This window comes from Streptomyces sp. NBC_00045 (genome assembly GCF_045041095.1).
In the GTDB taxonomy this organism is placed as follows: domain Bacteria; phylum Actinomycetota; class Actinomycetes; order Streptomycetales; family Streptomycetaceae; genus Streptomyces.
Genome location: NZ_CP108271.1, coordinates 4,400,923 through 4,419,660, shown reverse-complemented (window position 1 = coordinate 4,419,660; position 18,738 = coordinate 4,400,923). Strand labels below are relative to the sequence as shown.

The 18,738-nt window shown below is 72.5% G+C and carries 18 protein-coding genes and 1 pseudogene; 7 read left to right on the top strand and 12 right to left on the bottom strand.

All coding sequences use genetic code 11. The features are described from left to right. Positions 1-21 precede the first annotated feature (21 nt). Together OHA65_RS20740 and OHA65_RS20735 are read left to right on the top strand one after the other, a co-directional pair. Positions 22-1,815: a prolyl oligopeptidase family serine peptidase gene (locus OHA65_RS20740; RefSeq protein WP_327284578.1), complete on the top strand. Its 1,794-nt coding sequence runs from the start codon at positions 22-24 to the stop codon at positions 1,813-1,815. Between the two features lie 43 nt (positions 1,816-1,858). Next, positions 1,859-2,713: an SURF1 family protein gene (locus OHA65_RS20735; RefSeq protein ID WP_327284577.1), complete on the top strand. Its 855-nt coding sequence runs from the start codon at positions 1,859-1,861 to the stop codon at positions 2,711-2,713. Here OHA65_RS20735 and OHA65_RS20730 read toward each other — a convergent pair. The 7 genes and pseudogenes from OHA65_RS20730 to OHA65_RS20700 form a co-directional block, all read right to left on the bottom strand. Beyond that, positions 2,685-3,791: a hypothetical protein gene (locus tag OHA65_RS20730; RefSeq protein ID WP_327284576.1), complete on the bottom strand. Its 1,107-nt coding sequence runs from the start codon at positions 3,789-3,791 to the stop codon at positions 2,685-2,687. The genes OHA65_RS20735 and OHA65_RS20730 overlap by 29 nt on opposite strands. Then, positions 3,788-4,431, bottom strand: a pseudogene (locus OHA65_RS20725) (SigE family RNA polymerase sigma factor). Before OHA65_RS20725 ends, OHA65_RS20730 begins: the two are co-directional and overlap by 4 nt. Positions 4,432-4,802: 371 nt before the next feature. Further along, complete coding sequence (locus tag OHA65_RS20720; protein WP_327284575.1) at positions 4,803-5,879, bottom strand: aspartate-semialdehyde dehydrogenase; 1,077 nt, start codon at positions 5,877-5,879, stop codon at positions 4,803-4,805. Then, positions 5,876-7,150, bottom strand: a complete 1,275-nt coding sequence (locus OHA65_RS20715) for an aspartate kinase (RefSeq protein ID WP_327284574.1) — start codon at positions 7,148-7,150, stop codon at positions 5,876-5,878. Before OHA65_RS20715 ends, OHA65_RS20720 begins: the two co-directional genes overlap by 4 nt. Before the next feature lie 226 nt (positions 7,151-7,376). Further along, positions 7,377-8,051 (bottom strand): DUF5063 domain-containing protein, encoded by a 675-nt coding sequence (locus OHA65_RS20710; RefSeq protein WP_327284573.1) that lies wholly within the window; start codon positions 8,049-8,051, stop codon positions 7,377-7,379. Then, a complete protein-coding gene (recR, locus tag OHA65_RS20705; RefSeq protein ID WP_030152816.1) occupies positions 8,044-8,643 on the bottom strand; it encodes a recombination mediator RecR in 600 nt (199 codons plus the stop codon). Before recR ends, OHA65_RS20710 begins: the two co-directional genes overlap by 8 nt. Before the next feature lie 39 nt (positions 8,644-8,682). After that, positions 8,683-9,027, bottom strand: coding sequence for a YbaB/EbfC family nucleoid-associated protein (locus OHA65_RS20700; RefSeq protein WP_327284572.1), 345 nt, complete (start codon positions 9,025-9,027; stop codon positions 8,683-8,685). Between the two features lie 266 nt (positions 9,028-9,293). Here OHA65_RS20700 and OHA65_RS20695 point away from each other — a divergent pair, with 266 nt between their 5' ends. Further along, positions 9,294-10,049: an SLATT domain-containing protein gene (locus OHA65_RS20695; protein WP_327284571.1), complete on the top strand. Its 756-nt coding sequence runs from the start codon at positions 9,294-9,296 to the stop codon at positions 10,047-10,049. Positions 10,050-10,154: 105 nt separating this feature from the next. Here OHA65_RS20695 and OHA65_RS20690 read toward each other — a convergent pair whose 3' ends face one another. The 4 genes from OHA65_RS20690 to OHA65_RS20675 all read right to left on the bottom strand — a co-directional run bounded on the left by OHA65_RS20690 (position 10,155) and on the right by OHA65_RS20675 (position 15,621). Continuing rightward, positions 10,155-10,805 (bottom strand): hypothetical protein, encoded by a 651-nt coding sequence (locus tag OHA65_RS20690; RefSeq protein WP_327284570.1) that lies wholly within the window; start codon positions 10,803-10,805, stop codon positions 10,155-10,157. 96 nt (positions 10,806-10,901) lie between these two features. Then, on the bottom strand, positions 10,902-13,457 hold the full coding sequence (locus OHA65_RS20685; protein WP_405762268.1) for a glycosyltransferase: 2,556 nt from the start codon (positions 13,455-13,457) through the stop codon (positions 10,902-10,904). Next, positions 13,454-14,134: a GntR family transcriptional regulator gene (locus OHA65_RS20680; protein ID WP_266665442.1), complete on the bottom strand. Its 681-nt coding sequence runs from the start codon at positions 14,132-14,134 to the stop codon at positions 13,454-13,456. The genes OHA65_RS20685 and OHA65_RS20680 overlap by 4 nt, the downstream gene beginning before the upstream one ends. 131 nt (positions 14,135-14,265) lie before the next feature. Then, entirely contained in the window at positions 14,266-15,621 is a 1,356-nt protein-coding gene (locus OHA65_RS20675; RefSeq protein ID WP_327284568.1) for an aspartate aminotransferase family protein, read from the bottom strand. A gap of 222 nt (positions 15,622-15,843) precedes the next feature. Between OHA65_RS20675 and OHA65_RS20670 the strand changes: the two genes are divergently transcribed. From OHA65_RS20670 to OHA65_RS20655, 4 genes are all read left to right on the top strand, one after another. Next, the gene (locus OHA65_RS20670; protein ID WP_327284567.1) at positions 15,844-16,470 is read left to right on the top strand and encodes a DJ-1/PfpI family protein; all 627 of its coding nucleotides are present in this window, start codon (positions 15,844-15,846) and stop codon (positions 16,468-16,470) included. Further along, a complete protein-coding gene (locus tag OHA65_RS20665) occupies positions 16,463-16,960 on the top strand; it encodes a helix-turn-helix domain-containing protein (RefSeq protein ID WP_327284566.1) in 498 nt (165 codons plus the stop codon). Before OHA65_RS20670 ends, OHA65_RS20665 begins: the two co-directional genes overlap by 8 nt. 93 nt (positions 16,961-17,053) lie before the next feature. Further along, positions 17,054-17,455, top strand: a complete 402-nt coding sequence (locus OHA65_RS20660; RefSeq protein ID WP_327284565.1) for a nuclear transport factor 2 family protein — start codon at positions 17,054-17,056, stop codon at positions 17,453-17,455. Between the two features lie 5 nt (positions 17,456-17,460). Beyond that, positions 17,461-18,063 carry a LysE family translocator gene (locus tag OHA65_RS20655; RefSeq protein WP_327284564.1) on the top strand — a complete coding sequence of 201 codons (603 nt, stop codon included), beginning with the start codon at positions 17,461-17,463 and terminating at the stop codon, positions 18,061-18,063. Positions 18,064-18,164: 101 nt separating this feature from the next. On the opposite strand, the gene OHA65_RS20650 is transcribed toward OHA65_RS20655, so the two are convergent. Continuing rightward, positions 18,165-18,680 carry a diadenosine tetraphosphate hydrolase gene (locus tag OHA65_RS20650; protein WP_327284563.1) on the bottom strand — a complete coding sequence of 172 codons (516 nt, stop codon included), beginning with the start codon at positions 18,678-18,680 and terminating at the stop codon, positions 18,165-18,167. Positions 18,681-18,738: the final 58 nt, after the last annotated feature.

Below are 18,738 nucleotides of genomic sequence, written 5' to 3'. Positions count from 1 at the left end.
CAATCGGGTTACATGGGGGGTATGACTGACAACACGGCCATGCCCGACTGGGAGAAGCGCTTCCGGGCGCCGCGCGTCGGGCTGCCCGACTGGGCGGAGGACGCCCCGGACCGCTCGCTCTTCGTCTCGAACGCGACCGGGACGTACGAGCTCTACGCGTGGGACCGGGCCACCGGCACGCAGCGGCAGGCGACGGACCGGCCCAACGGGACCACCGACGGAACCCTCTCTCCCGACGGCGAGTGGATCTGGTGGTTCTCCGACACCGACGGCGACGAGTTCGGCACCTGGGTGCGCCAGCCCTTCGCGGGCGGCCCCGACGAGCCGGCCACCCCCGGGCTGGAGCCCTCGTACCCCGCCGGGCTCGCCATCGGCCGCGACGGGACGTCGGTCGTCGGCCGGTCCACCGACGAGGACGGCTCGACCATCCACGTGCTGCGGCCGGACGCCGCCGCGCCGGAGGTGATCTACCGGCACCGGGAGTCGGCCGGAGTCGGCGACCTCTCCTACGACGGGACCCTGATCGCGATCGAGCACACCGAGCACGGGGACGCCATGCACTCGGCGCTGCGCGTGGTCACCCTCGACGGCGCCACGGTCGCCGAGCTCGACGACTCCCGGGGCGGCACGGTCGAGCTGGGCCTGGAGGTCCTCGGCTTCGCCCCGGTCGCGGGTGACACCCGGCTGCTGGTCGGCCACCAGCGGCGCGGCCGCTGGGAGCCGATGGTGTGGGACGTGGCCACCGGGGCCGAGCAGGACCTGGCGGTCGAGCTGCCGGGCGACGTCAGCGCCGAGTGGTACCCGGACGGCTCCGCCCTGCTGATCGCGCACGGCTTCGAGGCGCGCAGCGAGCTCTGGCGCTACGACCTGGCCTCGCGGGACCTCGTCAAGGTGGACACCCCGCCCGGCACGGTCTCGGGTGCGACGGCTCGGCCCGACGGCACGGTGGAGTACCAGTGGTCCTCGGCGGCCGAGCCCTCGTCCGTACGGTCGACCGCGGGCGGGATCGTCCTGGACCCGCCCGGGTTCCGGCCGCCCGGCTCGCTGCCGGTGGAGGACGTGTGGGTGGAGGGCCCCGGCGGGCGGATCCACGCGCTGGCCCAGCGCCCGACGGGCCACGGCGACGGGCCGTTCCCGACCGTGTTCGAGGTACACGGCGGGCCGACCTGGCACGACAGCGACGCCTTCGCGGCGGCCCCCGCGGCCTGGCTGGACCACGGCTTCGCGGTCGTCCGGGTCAACTACCGGGGCTCGACGGGGTACGGCCGGGAGTGGACCGACGCCCTCAAGCACCGCGTCGGCCTGATCGAGCTGGAGGACATCGCCGCCGTCCGGGAGTGGGTGGTGGCCTCGGGCCTCGCCGACCCGGCGCGGCTGGTGCTCTCCGGCGGCTCCTGGGGCGGCTACCTGACCCTGCTGGGCCTGGGCACGCAGCCCGGGGCCTGGGCCGTGGGGCTGGCCGCCGTACCGGTCGCCGACTACGTCACGGCGTACCACGACGAGATGGAGGCACTGAAGTCCCTGGACCGCACCCTCTTCGGCGGGACCCCGGAGGAGGTCCCGGACCGCTTCGAGGCATCCTCGCCGCTCACGTACGTCGACGCGGTGAAGGCCCCCGTCCACATCGCGGCGGGCGTCAACGACCCGCGCTGCCCGATCCGGCAGATCGACAACTACGTCGACCGGCTGGCCGCGCGCGGGGCGGTGCACGAGGTGTACCGGTACGACGCCGGGCACGGCTCGCTCGTCGTGGAGGAACGGATCAAGCAGGTCCGGATGGAGCTGGACTTCGTGCTGAAGCACCTGCCGCGGTAGCCCCGGCCCCGAAGATCCGGTGCACCCCCCGTACGGTGGTGGGGTGCACCGGTTTCTCCTGACCCCGCGCTGGTGGGGGATCAACGTCTTCGTCGCGCTCGCCGTGCCCGTCTGCCTGTTCATGGGGACCTGGCAGCTCGGCCGGTTCGAGGACCGCGTCGACACGCACCGGGAGGCGACCGCGGAGCGGCCCGCCGCCGAGGCCGCCGCGCCGCTGGAATCGCTGCTGCCGGTGGACCAGAAGACCTCCGGACGCCTGGCTTCCACCTCCGGCGAGTACGCCGAGCAGCTGCTGGTCCCCGACCGCCGGCTCGACGGCAAGAGCGGCTTCTACGTCCTGACCCTGCTCAAGACCGACTCCGGCAAGGCCGTCCCGGTGGTCCGGGGCTGGCTGGCGGGCCCCGCGGACGAGGCGAAGGCCCCGGCCGCGCCGACCGGGCGGGTCGAGGTCACGGGCTCGCTCCAGGCTTCCGAGAACTCCACCACCAAGGGCGTGCACGCCGAGGGCGGCCTGCCGGCCGGGCAGCTCGGGGTGATCGGGGCGGCCTCGCTGGTCAACCTCGTGCCGTACGAGCTGTACGACGCCTGGCTGACGGTGCAGACCCCGGTGGACGGCATGACCCCGGTGCCCGCGCAGGCTCCGAGCAACACCGGGCTCGACCTGAAGGCCTTCCAGAACCTCGGCTACACCGGCGAGTGGTTCGTCTTCGCCGCGTTCGTACTGTTCATGTGGTTCCGGCTCTACCGCCGCGAGGTGGAGACCCTGCGCGACGCCGAGGCCGGGCTGTTGCCGGAGGAGCCCGCTTCCATCGGGACCACGGCCACGGCTGCCGCCACGGCCACGACTACGGCTTCCGCCGCGGCCCCCGCTACGGCTTCGGCGCGTCCAGCGGAATGACGCCCGTCCGGTAAACCGTTCCGCCACAGGCCGACGGGATGGTCGTCTGCGTGGTCGGCGCACCCGGCGGCGCCGTGTTCGGCGTGTGCGTCACCGCCACCCCGGTCGTCTCCGGGGTCTTGGCGCCCGACTCCGGCTCCGGACCCGTCGCTGCGGCAGCGCCGCCCGCCGTGCGCTGCCCGGTGTCCGGGGCGCTGCTCACCGGAGGCTTGGGGCCCGGGTCGGGCGTGGCCGCCGGGCAGGGCTGAGCCGAGGGCACCCACGCGAAGCGGACCTCGTACGCCGTGTACGGCTGGAGCAGCAGCAGCGGCGTCTCCGTCGACGGGTCGGGCAGCCCAGCCGCCGGGTCCCCCGCAGTGTGGCCGACCACGGTGACCCCCGCGCTCTGGCCGGAGGCGGCCGCGGACACCGGGGCCGCGGTCACGGTGTCCGGGCCGATGACGGTGCAGCCGCGCGCCGACATGTTGGTGACCTTGAAGCTGCCGTACACCTTGCCGTCGGCCTCGGGGGCCTGTGCACTGCCCTGCACCCCGAGCTGCTCCGCGCTACAGCCGGGTACGCCGGGCGCCGCCGGGGGCATCGGGCCGGTGCCGGCCGAGGCCCCCGCCGAGGCGCCCCCGGTGTCCGGGCCGGCCACTGCCCCGCCACCGGTCGGGGAGCTGCCGCTCTGCGCATCCGGCTGCACGCCGGGGCCGCCCGTCTCCACGCCCGTGCCGGCGTCCTTGCCGGGCTGGGGACGGGCGCCGGAGCCGTTCTGGTGTGGATCGGAGGTGCCGCCGCCCGCCGTGGCACCGGGCTGCTCGCCGTGCCCGGCCATGGCGGAGTGGTCGGTGGCGGAGCCCTCTCCGCCGGTGATGTGCAGGTGCAGGGCCGCCGGGACGGCCGTCCCGGCCAGGAGCACGGCCGCCACCGCCCCGATGACGGCCTGCCGCTTGCGGGTCCGGCGTACGGGGACCGCGTACCGCAGCCGCTCCAGCGCGCCCTCGGAGGGCTCCAGGCTCTCGACGGCCCCGCGCAGCAGGCTCCGCAGCGCCTGTTCCTCGCTCGCCCCGCCCGGCGGAGTGTGGTCGTCCATCATGACTGCGCAGCCTCCATCGCCACCCGCAGCGCGGCAATGCCCCGCGATCCGTACGCCTTGACCGAGCCGAGCGAGACTCCGAGCGTCTCGGCGACCTGGGCCTCCGTCATGTCCGCGAAGTACCTCAGCACCAGCACCTCGCGCTGACGCCGCTGGAGTCCGCGCATCGCCTTGATGAGATCGTCCCGTTCCAGCTGGTCGTACGCGCCCTCTTCGGCACTGGCCATGTTCGGCATCGGCTTCGAGAGGAGCTTGAGGCCGAGGATGCGGCGGCGCAGCGCGGAGCGCGAGAGGTTGACGACTGTCTGGCGGAGATACGCCAGTGTCTTGTCCCGATCGCGAACCCGGTTGCGGGCCGAGTGGACACGGATGAACGCCTCCTGGACGACGTCCTCGCAGGAGGCGGTGTCGTCGAGGAGCAGCGCGGCGAGGCCGAGCAGGGAGCGGTAGTGGGCCCGGTAGGTCTCGGTGAGGTGGTCGACCGTGGTGCCGGCCACGACGACCGGCTCGGCGGCCGCGGTCTCGGCAGCGGCGGACCCCGCGGCCCCGGTTTCGGCGGCCGTGGACTCGGCAGCGGACTCGGCAGCGGCGGACCCGGTGGCGGACGCCTCCTCCCCGCTCCCCGCGGCCTCCGCGCTATCGCGGGGCGCGGGCACGCGGCCGCCCCGGGTCGGTAGGGCGGAGGGCACTGCGAGCGGTATCGCGGACGGCACGGCCGGCGGGACGGGAACGATCACCGGGAAGCCGCCGGACGCGGACACGGGCACGCGGGAAGGCCGGCGCGGCGCACTGATTGCGCTGCGCGCCGGTACGACGGCGAAGTCGAGAAGTGCCTCTGCCACGCCAGTTGGACACGCGTCCCCCCACCAGGGTTGTACGCGTGAGGCCGCCTCACCAGCAAAATCCCCGTTGCCCTCATGCGTACCCGCTCTTCCTGATTGCCCCGCCCGTCCAGGCGGCAGTCAGGCCATCACCTTGATCAAGGGATCAGCATTGATCCTACAAAGTGAATTACGCGAATTCACCAGCGATCAGTTCCGCGATCTGAGTGGCATTCAGGGCGGCCCCGTTGCGGAGATTGTCCGCGCACACGAAGAACTCCAGGGAGCGCGGGTCGTCGAGCGAGGCCCGCAGCCGCCCCACCCACGCCGGATCCGTCCCCGCCGCGTCCACCGGAGTCGGGAACTCCCCGGCAGCCGGGTCGTCCACGACGACCACGCCGGGCGCGGCCTCCAGGATCTCCCGGGCGTGCGAGGCGTCCACCTCGGCCTCGAACCGCGCCCGGACGCTCAGCGAATGCCCGGTCAGCACGGGCACCTGCACGCAGGTCACCGCCACCGGCAGCGCGTCCAGGTGCAGGACCCGGCGCGTCTGCGCCCGCACGGCCAGCTCGTGCGAGGACCAGCCGCCGCCCCGCAACTCACCGGACCACGGGACCACGTTGAGGGCGAGCGGGGCCGCGAAGGGCCCGGAGTCCTCGCCCACGGCACGGCGCACGTCCCCGGTCTGCTCCCCCAGGGACGTCCCGGCGACCAGCGACAACTGTCGGCGCAGCGCCTCGGAACCGGCCCGGCCGGCCGCGCTCGCGGCCTGGTACGAGGACACGGTCAGGTCGGCCAGCGCGTACTCGGCGTGCAGGGCGCCCAGGGTGGCGATCATCGCGGCGGTGACGCAGTCCGGGCTCGCGACGATTCCGCGCGGCCGCATCCGTACGGCCTGGGCGTTGACCTCGGGCACCACCAGCGGCACCTCCGGATCCTCCCGGAAGGCGGCGGACTGGTCGACGGCGACGGCCCCGCGCGTGACCACGACGGGCGCCCAGCGGGCCGAGACCTCGGGCGGCGTCAGGAACAGCACGACGTCGCCCGGACCGATGCCGTCGAAGGCGTCCTCGGTGAGGGCGAGCACCTCGCTCTCCTCCCCGCGCACGGCCAGCATGCGGCCGGCCGAGCGTCCGGAGGCGATCAGGCGTATGTCACCCCAGACGTCCGCCCGCTGGGACAGGATCTGGAGCACGACGGAGCCGACAGCTCCGGTCGCCCCGACCACGGCGAGCGCCGGAGCCGGGGTCGACCGGGTCGAGGTCATCGTCCGGTGCCCCCGTAGACGACGGCCTCGTCGCTGTCGGAGTCGAGGCCGAAGGCCGTGTGCACGGCGCGGACCGCGTCGTTGACGTCGTCCTGGCGGGTCACGACCGAGATGCGGATCTCGGAGGTCGAGATCAGCTCGATGTTGACGCCCGCGTCGGACAGGGCCTGGAAGAACGAGGCGGTGACGCCCGGGTTCGTCTTCATGCCCGCGCCGACCAGGGAGATCTTGCCGATCTGGTCGTCGTAGCGCAGCGAGTCGAAGCCGATGGCGCCCTTCGCCTTCTCCAGGGCTTCGATGGCCTTGTGGCCCTCGGCCTTGGGAAGGGTGAAGGAGATGTCCGTCAGGCCCGTGGACGCGGCGGACACGTTCTGCACGATCATGTCGATGTTGATCTCGGCGTCCGCGATGGCGCGGAAGATCGCCGCGGCCTCGCCCGGCTTGTCCGGGACGCCGACGACCGTGATCTTGGCTTCGGAGACGTCGTGAGCGACTCCGGAGATGATGGCGTGCTCCACCTGCGCGTCCCCTTGCGGATTCTCGTTGCTGACCCAGGTGCCCGGCAGTCCGGAGAAGGACGAGCGGACGTGGATCGGGATGTTGTAGCGGCGTGCGTACTCGACACAGCGGTGCAGCAGCACCTTGGAACCGGAGGCGGCGAGCTCCAGCATGTCCTCGGAGGAGATCCAGTCGATCTTCCGGGCCTTCTTCACGACGCGGGGGTCCGCGGTGAAGACGCCGTCGACATCGGTGTAGATCTCGCAGACTTCGGCGTCCAGCGCCGCGGCGAGCGCGACGGCGGTCGTGTCCGAGCCGCCGCGGCCGAGGGTGGTGATGTCCTTGCTGTCCGCCGACACGCCCTGGAAGCCGGCGACGATGGCGATGTTGCCCTCGTCCAGCGCGGTGCGGATACGGCCCGGCGTGACATCGATGATGCGCGCTTTGTTGTGGACCGAGTCGGTGATGACGCCTGCCTGGCTACCGGTGAACGACTGGGCCTCGTGGCCCAGGTTTTTGATCGCCATGGCCAGCAGGGCCATGGAGATGCGCTCTCCGGCGGTCAGCAGCATGTCGAATTCGCGTCCGGCAGGCATCGGGGATACCTGCTCGGCGAGATCGATCAACTCGTCCGTCGTGTCGCCCATCGCGGAAACCACGACGACCACCTGGTGGCCGTTCTTCTTGGCATCCACGATCCGCTTGGCGACGCGCTTGATGCCTTCGGCATCGGCTACGGAGGAGCCTCCGTACTTCTGCACGACAAGGCCCACGTGCGCTCCTCGCTCAATCCAGTACTGCGGTCGCGGGCCAGTCTAACGAGCGCCCGCAATACGGCCGACGCGTACCACATCATGAGACATTCGGTTCATTCCCTGATCATGGCGGCGCCGCTGCGCCTGTGGCCGGTGCACCCGTCCGGCGAAAACGAGGTACACCCCCGGAGTGCACCGGAGCGGTCCGCCTGCGTCCCCGCAGGGCGGACCGCTCGGGTGACGGCTACGGCTCGCCGACCGGGCGGCGGGCCGGGGCGCGGCCGATGGTGCCGAGTTCCTCGGCCATCACCCGGCCGGCCTGCTCGGCGAGGTCGTCCTCGGCCAGGTCCTCGTCGGTGTCGAGGCCGTCCAAGGCCTCCAGCGGCTGGTCCAGCCGTACGTGCGCGACGAGCGACTGGAGGGCGCGCAGCGTGGCCGAGGCCGTCTGACCCCAGTTGGAGAAGTACGAGAACTGCCACCACCACAGCGCCTCGGCCGTCCGGCCCGCCCGGTAGTGCGCCAGGCCGTGCCGGAGGTCCGCCACCACGTCGGCCAGGTCGTCGGAGATCCGGTGCGCGACCGGCGCCTTGCGCGGCTCGTACGGGTCGAAGACCTCGGAGTACACGTCGACCGGGTCCAGCATGTACGCGAACCGCTCGCGCAGCTCGTCCACATCCGGCTCCGGGCCGAGGTCGGGCTCGTAGCGCTCGTCGGGCAGGACGTCCTGGTACGCGCCCAGCCGGCCGCCCGCCAGCAGCAGCTGGGACACCTCCAGGAGGAGGAAGGGGACCGCGCTGTCCGGGTCCTCGCCCTTGGCCACCTCGGTGACCGCGACGATGAAGGACTCGATCTGGTCCGCGATCTGGACGGCGAAGTCGTCCGGATCCTGGGCCAGGGCGTGCAGCGTTGCGTCAGACATCGAGAAGTCGCCTTCCTTCAAAGGCCCGCCCGAGCGTGACCTCGTCCGCGTACTCCAGATCTCCCCCGACGGGGAGCCCGCTGGCCAGGCGGGTGACCTTCAGGCCCATGGGCTTGATCATGCGGGCGAGGTACGTGGCGGTCGCCTCGCCCTCCAGGTTCGGGTCGGTGGCGAGGATCAGCTCGGTCACCTCGCCGTCCGCCAGGCGCGCCAGCAGCTCTCGGATGCGCAGGTCGTCCGGTCCGACGCCCTCGATGGGGCTGATCGCGCCACCGAGGACGTGGTACCTGCCCCGGAACTCTCGGGTCCGCTCGATCGCGACGACGTCCTTCGGCTCCTCCACCACACAGATGACCGTGGTGTCACGGCGCGGATCGCGGCAGATGTTGCACCGCTCCTCCTGGGCCACGTTCCCGCACACGGCGCAGAACCGGACCTTGTCCTTGACCTCCAGCAGCGCGTGCGCGAGACGCCGGACGTCGGTGGGCTCCGCCTGCAGGATGTGGAAGGCGATCCGCTGCGCGCTCTTGGGCCCGACGCCGGGCAGCCTGCCCAGTTCGTCGATCAGGTCCTGGACCACGCCTTCGTACACGGACTGCCTTCTTTCGGGATGGGTCGGGTGTGGGGAGTACTAGAACGGGAGGCCGGGGATGCCGCTGCCGCCGCCCAGGCCCTGGGCCAGCGGGCCCAGCTTCTCCTGCTGGAGGGCCTGCGCGTTCTCGTTGGCGGCCTGGACCGCGGCGACGACCAGGTCGGCGAGGGTCTCGGTGTCCTCCGGATCCACGGCCTTCGGGTCGATCACCAGTGCACGCAGTTCACCGGAACCGGTGACGGTCGCCCGGACCAGGCCGCCGCCGGACTGGCCCTGGACCTCGGCGTGCGCCAGCTCCTCCTGGGCCGCCGCGAGGTCCTGCTGCATCTTCTGGGCCTGCTGGAGCAGCTGCTGCATGTTGGGCTGGCCACCACCGGGAATCACAGGTCACTCACTCCGTAGCGTCGTCCAAGCCTGGGACAGCTTGGTCAATCCGAGCCTACGTGCTCCCCGCGCGGTGCGCCCTACGCCGTGAGGACCAACTCTTTCGAGTGAGAGACGGGGCGTGCGCGTACCTGCTGGAGACCTCCTTGCGGGCGGAAAACCGGGGATTCGTCGCCCACAGGTCGCCATTCGAAGGTAGGAAGAGCATGCGCATCATTGCGCACACGCGCACCACCACACGTCAGCGCAGGCAGAGGGAGTGCCGGGTGAGCCAGCCGGAGATGCAGCCCGAGGGGCCACCCCGGGAGCCCCGGGACTCCCGGGAGGAGGGCAGCGGACCGATGGCGGCGGGCGATCTGACCGGCGGACCGTTCCCCCTCGGGGACTGGGGCGAGCCGGCCGAGCGGCTGGACGAGCTCTACCGGCGGGTGGAAGCCGATGCGCTGCGCACCGCGGAGTGGTACCTGTCCGACCGCGCGTGGAAGCGCCGCGGGGCACGGGTGCTGCGGATCGGCGCGGCGACGGGAGCGGTCACCGGGGCCGCGATGCCGCTGCTGGAGCTCACCGGGTCCGCCTCCGGCCTGCTGCCGTACGGATACCTGTCGTTGCTGCTGGGGGCCGCCTGCCTGGCCTGTGACCGGTTCTTCGGGCTGACGTCCGGCTGGATGCGGGACGTGGCGACGGCGCAGGCGGTCCAGCGGCGCCTACAGACGTTGCAGTTCGACTGGGCCTCCGAGAACGTGCGGGAGGTGCTGGGCCCGACGGAGGGCACGGCGAGCGAGGCGGCGGAGCGGTGCCTGACCGTCCTGCGGCGGTTCTCGGAGGACGTGACGGAGCTGGTGCGGTCCGAGACCGCGGAGTGGATGGTGGAGTTCTCGTCGGGGCCGGCGCCGCTGGTGATGCAGTCGCTCGGCGCCCCGTCGTCCCGGGCCGAAGCGGGGCTCCCGCCGGCCCGCTTCCCGCTCCCGCCCGGCACCCGCCCGAACATGCCCCGCCAGCGTCCCCCGGAACAACCCCGCTGACCCTGCGGGCCGGTTTCGGGGCCGGTGGCCGGCCCCCTCGAACCTGGCCCCGCCGGCGTTCGAGGCGCTGGGCTCCGGGCCGGACCCCGGCGAGCGGGGCCGGGATCAGCTGAAGATGATCATGGAGCCTTGGCCCAGGCTCCGGGTCGCAGCCGCATGCAGGCCCAGCCACACGTGCCGCTCCCGCGCGAAGGGACTCTCGTCGTAGGGGATCGGCCCCGCCGGCTCCTCCAGCGACGTCGGCCGCCCCGGCGCCGCGGGCGCCACCGGAGGGTTCCCCGGGTCTATCCCGATCGCCGGCGCCACCACCATCAGCTCGCGCAGCAGCCCCTGCGCCGACCCCAGCGGCCCGCCCCCGGCCAACAGCTCCTCGTTGGCCAGCGGAGCCGCGAAGTCCACCGGCACGTACGCCCCTGCGTGGTCGTAGTGCCACACCAGGTGCGACTGCTGCGCCGTCGACTCGAACATCTCCAGCAGCTGCTCGTAGTCCCCGCCCAGCTCGTCCACCGGCGTCACCGGCAGTCCGCAGATCTGCAGCAGGTAGGCCCGCCGCAGGAAGTGCAGGGCGTCGTAGTCGAAGCCGGCGACGGGAGCCACGTCCCCGCTCAGGCCCGGCATGTACGCGAACACGGGCACGGACGGCAGTCCCGCCTCGCCCAGCGCCTTGTCGTACGAGGCGATCTCTTCCGCGAACGGGTTGTCGGGGCTGTGGCACAGCACGTCGACAAGGGGGACCAGCCACAGGTCACAGGCCACGCGGGCTCCGATCAGTCGGTGTCGCCGATCCGGCCAGCGTAGTGTGCCGAACACCCTCCGCGAAGGGCTGCGCAGAACCTGTAGCGGAACGGCCCGCTACGGCCGTCCCGCGCCCACCCTCCAGACCCACACGTCCTGCACCTTCTTCGGCTCCTGCCCGAGCAGCTCGCTGATCATGTCGCGCAGCTCCGTGTCCCGGTCCTGGAACGGCAGGACGATCGCGCTCGCCTTCCAGAACTCCAGGTCCTGCCGGGCCCGCTCCCGCCACTGCGGGGTGATCTCCGGCGGCTGCGCCCCGTAGCGGACGTCCCGGAGGAGGTTCGAGAGGTGCCGCGGGGTGGCGCCGTAGATGCCGATGCGGTCGGGCCCCCACGGGCCGTTGAAGTAGCCGCCGGCCAACCGGAAGCCGAAGTCCGCCTCGACCTGCCAGTGCAGCGCGTCCGCCTGGCCCGGGTCCGGCAGCGGCACCGGGACGAGCGCTTCGCCGTCCTTGACGTAGCCCTTCCACGCACCCGAGGCGATGAACTCCGGCACCGGCGCCCGTTCCCGTACGGCCAGCGGCAGCGGCAGCACCGGAATCAGCGCGGCCGCCACCCCGAGCAGGCCGAGCGTGCGCAGCTCGCGCCTGCGCATCCGTACGATCCGGTCGAGCGCGAGCGCCACCAGCACGCCCAGCACGGGGGCGCACACCATCGCCACGCGCCCCTCGATCACCGACTCGAACAGCGGCAGCTTGACCACCAGCCGCCAGGGCCCGGGCAGCACCACGTCCGTGCGCGGTACTGGCACCCACGGCCCGAGGGACAGCAGCAGCGCCACGGCCCCGGTGATCGCGAGTGCGCGGACGACCGTACGCCGCCACATCCACACGCACGCGGCCACGCCGAAGGCCAGCAGGGGCCAGCCGTAGAAGGCGTTCTGCTCGGTGGTGTTCAGGGAGAGCCGGCCCGCCGTCTCGGCGTCGCCGAAGAGGGAGCGGGCGGCGTACTCGACCAGGGCGCGCGGGCTGTTCCCGGCGTTGTCCCCGTGCAGGACCGAGTGGTAGCTCTGCGGCCCGAAGAACTGCCAGTACAGCGGGACGGCCAGCAGCGGCACGCAGACGGCGGCGGCGATGGCCAGTCCGAGGCCCAGGGGCCGGGCGGCCTCCAGGGCGCGCCGCCGGTCGACCAGCAGGTACGCCACGGAGAAGACCAGCATGCCGAGCGCGGCGATGAGCAGCGGCTCCTCGCCGAGGAAGATCTGGTACGTCGCGAACAGGCCGAGCAGGACACCGTCCCGGGCCACGTTCCGGCCCCCGCACAGGCGCAGTGCCCGGTCGATGATCAGCGGGAGCATGAAGAGGACGACGAAGTTCGGGTGGCCGTTGGCGTGCGAGACCATCGGCGGCGCGAACGCGGCGAGCGCCCCGCCCGCGGCGGCGGCCCAACGGCTCTGCACGAAGCGGCGGCGGATCAGCCAATACCAGGTCCAGGCACTGGCGGCCATGCCGAGCGTGAGGACCAGCGCGAAGGTGACGGTCTCCCCGAACAGGAGCGTCACCGGGATCAGCGGGACGGTCAGGCCGAGCATCGTCGCGTTGGCCATCAGGTTCACGCCGTCGGGCATGCCCTGGGCCGTGGTGAAGAGCGGATTGCGCAGGTGGGTGATGTTGTCGGTGGTGACGCCGACGAACCACTCCCACTGGTTCTGGTCCTGCAGCGCGTCCTTGAGGTAGCGGCCGTCGAGGTCCGCCCACAGGCCGTGGAAAACGTACGCGGCGAGGGCGAGGAAGACGGCCGCGACGGCGAGGCCGCCGGCGTTCAGGCGCAGCAGCTCCACGAGGGCGCGGCGCCGGTCGCCCGCGGCCCGGCGGGGCCGGGGAGGGCGGGGGGTACGCGGCGCACTGCGGCGCACCGGGACCTCGACCACGTGCCAGCCCTGGCGGCGCACCCAGCGCAGCACCTCGGCGTCGACGGCGGGACCGTCGAGTACGCAGGCGCCGAAGGCGGCCCGTGCCCGGTCCCCGTCGAAGAGGGCGAAGCCGCAGGTGTTGGTGCGGAAGCCCGGTATCCCGGGGATGCCCAGGGCGCGGACCACGCGGGTCTGCGACCGGCCGAGGGCGGCGGTGGCCGTGGTTCCGTCCGCCTGGGCGAGGGCGTGTTCCAGCCGCTCCAGCTCGGCCGGCGGCGTCCTGAGCCCGGCGTCGGCGAGCAGGACCCGCTCACCGGCGGAGGCGAGCACTCCGGCGCGCAGCGCGGCGCCCGGGCCGCGGTGGTGTTCGGAGCGGACCAGCCGGATCCGGGGTTCGTCGGCGGCCGCGGCCTCGACGAGGGCGGCGGTGGCGTCACGGGAGGCGTCGTCGACGACGACGAGCTCCCAGTCGCCGCGGCCGGTGCCGAAGCGGGCGTCGAGGTCTGCGCGGAAGGCGTCGAGCGTCGGGCCGATCCGGTGCTCGTCGTCGTGGGCGGGGATGACCACGGACAGCCCGACGGTGCCGAGCCAGAGCGGGGCCGCTCCGGCCGCTCCAGTTGCTCCGGTTGCTCCGGTTGCGTCGCCCGGTCCCGCCGCTTCGGTGCCCGCGCGGGTGCTCGGGTCGCTCGGGCTGCTCGGGTCGCTCGGGCTGCTCGGGCTGCTCGGGCCGCTCGGGCCGGTCATGCTGCTCGGACCGGTCATGCGCCGACCGCCTTCAGTCCCGCGGCCCAGTCCAGACCGTGCTGGTTGTACGCGTACACGAGGCTGCGCACCTCGTCGGCGTCGGCGCGGGTCACCGCGTCGACCAGCTCGTTGTGGCCGGACCACAGCCCGGTGTGCAGGTCCGGCGCCGCCTTCAGGTGGGGCACGGCGAAGACCCAGCACTGGACGCGGATGCGGTGCAGGAACTCCGAGATGTACGTGTTGCCGACCAGCCCGCTCAGCTCCCTCCAGAAGCGCAGGTCGTAGCCGATCAGCACTTCGAGCGAGCCGCTCTGGGCGGCCCGGCACGCCTCCTCGGCACGACGGCGCACCGACACCAGCATTTCGCCGGAGCCGGGCGCGGTGCCACGCTCGACGAGCCGCCGGAAGATCCCGTCCACTATGAGCGTACGGGCCTCGATCATGCCCCGGTAGTCGTCCACGGTGTAGACGCGCACGCGGAAGCCCCGGTGCTGTACCGATTCCAGCAGCCCTTGTGCCGCGAGGTCGACCAGTGCCTCGCGTACGGGGGTCGCGGAGACCTCGTACTGCTCGGCGATCTGCTTGACCGTGAACTCGGTGCCCGGTGGCAGGCGTCCCGCGAGCACCTCGTCGCGCAGCGCGTCCGCGATCTGCTGGCGAAGTGTGTTGCGGGTGACAGCGCCGCTGCCTGACATAGGCGTCCGTCTCCTTAAGTGAACTCCGGACACCTTAGGCCAGGCAGCGAGGCTGAAACCGATCGAACGCGGACCATTTGTGGTGGACGGCGACGGGCCGCGTGGAGGTCAGGCGGACGTGGTGTGGCGGGTCACGCCGACGTGGTGTGGCGGTCCGCCACCGTCAGCGCCTCGTCCAGCAGGGCCAGACCCTCCTTGGCCTCCGTCTCCGTGATGGTGCACGGCGGGACGACGTGCGTCCGGTTCATGTTCACGAAGGGCCACAGGCCGGAGGCCTTGCAGGCCGCCGCGAATTCGGCCATCGGCGCGTTGTCCGCTCCGGACGCGTTGTACGGGACGAGCGGCTCGCGCGTCTCCTTGTCCCGTACGAGCTCCAGGGCCCAGAAGGTGCCCAGGCCGCGGACCTCGCCGACCGACGGGTGCCGCTCGGCGATCTCGGCGAGCGCCGGGCCGATCACGTTCTCGCCGAGCTGGGCGGCGTGCTCGACGACGCCCTCCTCCTCCATGGCGTTGATCGTCGCCACGGCGGCCGCACAGGCCAGCGGGTGGCCGGAGTACGTCAGTCCGCCGGGGTAGGGGCGCGTGGCGAACGTCTCGGCGATGGCGCCGGAGATGGCGACGCCGCCGAGCGGCACGTAGCCGCTGTTCACGCCCTTGGCGAAGGTGATCAGGTCGGGGGTGACCCCCCAGTTCTCGGCGGCGAACCACTTGCCGGTCCGTCCGAAGCCGGACATCACCTCGTCGAGGATGAAGACGATGCCGTGGCGGTCGCAGAGCTCGCGGACGCCCGCGAGGTATCCGGCCGGCGGGGTCATGATCCCGGCGGTGCCGGGCACGCTCTCCAAGATGATCGCGGCGATGGTCGCAGGACCCTCGAAGGTGATCGTGTCGGCGAGGTGCGCGAGGGCGCGCTCGCACTCTTCGGCCTCGGTGGTGGCGTGGAACGGCGAGCGGTAGAGGAACGGGCCCCAGAAGTGCACGACGCCCGCGGCGCCCGTGTCGGAGGGCCAACGGCGCGGGTCGCCGGTCAGGTTGATCGCGGCGGCGGTGGCCCCGTGGTAGGAGCGGTAGGTCGACAACACCTTCTGGCGGCCGGTGTGCAGCCGGGCCATCCGTACGGCGTTCTCGACGGCCTCGGCGCCGCCGTTGGTGAAGAAGATCTTGTCCAGGTCGCCCGGCGTCCGCTCGGCGATGAGGCGTGCGGCCTCGGAGCGGACGTCGACGGCGAAGCCGGGCGCGAGGGTGCAGAGCCGGGCGGCCTGCTCCTGGATCGCGGCGACGACCTTGGGGTGCTGGTGGCCGATGTTGGTGTTCACCAGCTGGGAGGAGAAGTCGAGGAAGCGGTTTCCGTCGTAGTCCCAGAAGTACGACCCCTCGGCTCCGGCGACGGCGAGCGGGTCGATCAGGGCCTGGGCGGACCAGGAGTGGAAGACGTGGGCGCGGTCGGCGGCCTTGACGGCCGCGCCGGTGGCGACGTGAGGGGTCATGCGGCCACGCTAGAAGTCCGCAGGTGGGAAGGGATATGGGCGGACTGTCTGCGGGTGGGGGCCGGGTCTCGGCAGTCTGTCTGCACGGAATGCGGTGATTGACAGCACACTGCCGTCATGACAGCCTACTGTCATAGCGCATGAACCCCGTACATCCAGACACCCGGACATCCAGGCATCCAGGCATCCAGGCATCCAGGCATCAATGGAGGAGGCGGCGACATGGCCGACAACACCCATCCGGTCCACCTCGCGGTGTACGACACGTACGCGGACTGGGAGACCGGGCACACCACCGCGCACCTGACCCAGCGCGGCCACCACGTCCGTACGGTCGCCCTCACCGCAGGAACGCCGGTCACCACCATGGGCGGCGTCCGCATCCAGCCCGACCTGGCCCTCGCGGACCTCTCCCCCGAGGACTCCTCCCTCCTCATCCTGACCGGCGCCTCGCTCTGGGACTCGGGCGACGACCTGGCGCCCTTCGCGGCCAAGGCGCGGGAGTTCCTGGCGGCGGGCGTCCCGGTCGCGGCGATCTGCGGCGCCACGGCCGGCCTGGCCCGCGAGGGCTTGCTCGACGCCCGCGCGCACACCAGCGCGGCCGCCGGGTACCTCGCCCTGCAGCCCGGCTACGCGGGCGCCGAGCGGTACGTCGAGGTCGACGCGGTGACGGACGGCGACCTGATCACGGCGGGCCCGACGGAGCCGGTGGCCTTCGCCCGCGAGGTCTTCGCCCGGCTGGACGCCTACGCGCCGGAGGTCCTGGACGCCTGGTACCGGCTGTTCCACGACTCGGACGCGAGCGCGTTCCCCGTCCTGATGGCGGCTTCGGAGCGCGGCGATGCCTGAACCGCTGCCCGACGCCTTGTCGGAACGGGCCCGGCAGGACCTGCTGAGCCGCACCGCCCTCGGGGTGTTCGGACTGAACGGCCGGTTCCTCACGCTCTCGGAGGAGCTGGCCCGCCCGGCCGGACTGACCGCGGCCTGGTGGCAAGTACTGGGCGCGGTGCTCCAGGAGCCCCTGCCAGTGGCTGGCATCGCCCGGGTCATGGGCATCACCCGGCAGAGCGTCCAGCGGATCGCGGACCTGCTGGTGGCGAAACGCCTCGCCGAGTACGTGCCGAACCCGGCCCATCGCCGCGCGAAGCTGCTCCGGCCGACGGAGGAGGGCCGCGCCGCCGTAGCCCGCATCACCCCGGACCACGCCGCCCTGGCCGGCCGGCTGGCGGAGGAGCTGGGCGAAGCAGCCTTCGCGGAAACGGTCCGGGTCCTGGACCGCCTCACGGCGGCCCTGGACGCCCTGCTGCTCCCCCCGCGTGAGGTGGCGGCCGACGAGTGAAGTGGAAGCGGTGCGAAAGCGGAATGTGTCGAAGTCAATAAGCCTGCAAGCAAAGCTTGTTGCCCGCGACACCCCCGCCGCACACTGCCGCACATGGAGCCGTTGACCGTCATTGCACAACTGTGGGAGCGGATAGACGCCCGCGACTGGCCCGCCGTGTCACGGCTCATCGCCGAGGACGCGGTCATCGAGTGGCCCGTCAGCGGCGAGCGCATCGTCGGCCGGGACAACTTCATCGCCGTGAACAGCGACGAGGCCTTCACGGACGAGAGATCCGTCAACCTCCTGCGCATCCTGGCGGACGGCGACCTCGTCGTCACCGAGGTCGAGGTCCCCCAGGACCACGTCGTCTACCGCGCCGTCTCCCTGTGGACCGTCCAGGACGGAGAGATCACCGGCGCCCGTGAGTACTGGACCAGCCCCGGCCAGGACCCGGCCCCCAGCTGGCGCGCGGGTCTCGTCGAACCGCTCGCGGAGCCCCGGGTGGCAGACTGAGCCGCGTGCTCACGCAATTCCTGACCGCGACCGGCGTCCTGGCACTGCTGACCCTCGTCCCCGGCCCCGACATGGCCGTCGTGACGAAGCGCGCCGTTTCCCGCGGCCGCGCCGACGGGCTGCGCACCGTCGCCGGGATCGCGGCCGGGCTCCTGCTGTGGGGCGCCCTCACCGTCGCCGGCCTCGCCGCACTGCTCGCCGCGTCGGCCGAGGTGTACCTGGCGGTGAAGCTCGCGGGCGCCGCGTACCTCTGCTTCCTCGGCGTCCAGTCCCTGCGGCGGCCCGGCGCGGAGCCGCCCGCCGTACGCGGTTCCACGGGCAGCGCCTGGCGGACGGGCCTCGTCAGCAACGCCCTCAACCCCAAGATCGCCGTCTTCTACACCGGCCTGCTGCCCGCCCTCGCCCCGTCCGGCCTGCGCCCCGCCACCGGCATGGCACTGCTCGTCCTGATCCACCTCGCCCTGACGGTGGTCTGGCTCGGCACGTACGTGTACGTCCTCTCGCGCGCCCGGCAGTTCTTCGCCCGGCCGCGCGTCCGCCGGGCCCTGGACCGCGCGACGGGCGTGGTCCTGATCGGCTTCGGCGTCCGCGTGGCGACGACGCCGTAGCCCTGGCGGGGTACGGGCAACACGGGCGCACGGGTATACGGCGCACGGGCACATCGGCGCACGGGCACAGCGGCGGGCGTGAGCCTTGGCAGCCCAGTACGTCAGCCCGCGGCCAGCCGGTCCAGCTCCTCCCCGATGGCGGCGCGCAGCCCGTCGTGCCGCGCCCCCAACTCGTACCGGCTCCCCCTCCAGTACTGCTCCTCGTACAGCCACACGGGCAGCCGCACCCTGTCGGCGGGCTCCCATTCGTAGCGGGGCCAGATGTGGGCGTGGAGGTACGGGTCGGCGTTGCCCAGGATCTCGATGTTGACCCGCCGGAAGGCCGGGTCGAGCCGGCGGCAGGCCCGTTCGACGGCTTCGGCGAGCCGCTCCATGTCGGAGAGGTACTCCGTCCTGCGCGCCCGCGGGAGATCGGAGAGCCGGGTCACTGACGGGTCGTCGGTCAGCAGCACCGCGTACCCGGGGAGGAACTGCCGGTCCCCGATCACGGCGAACCCCTGGCCGAGGCGGCGCAGGACGGTCGGGTTCTCGCCCCGGTGCGCGCTGCCGATGCGGTCGGCGCGCCAGTCCTCGCGGTAACCGGCTTTGTCGTTGCGGCTGTTGTCGCCTTGCCTCATGCCAGAACCCTAGTCGACCGCCTTGGGGAGGCCTTCCTGGGACGGACTCCCTTCCTCT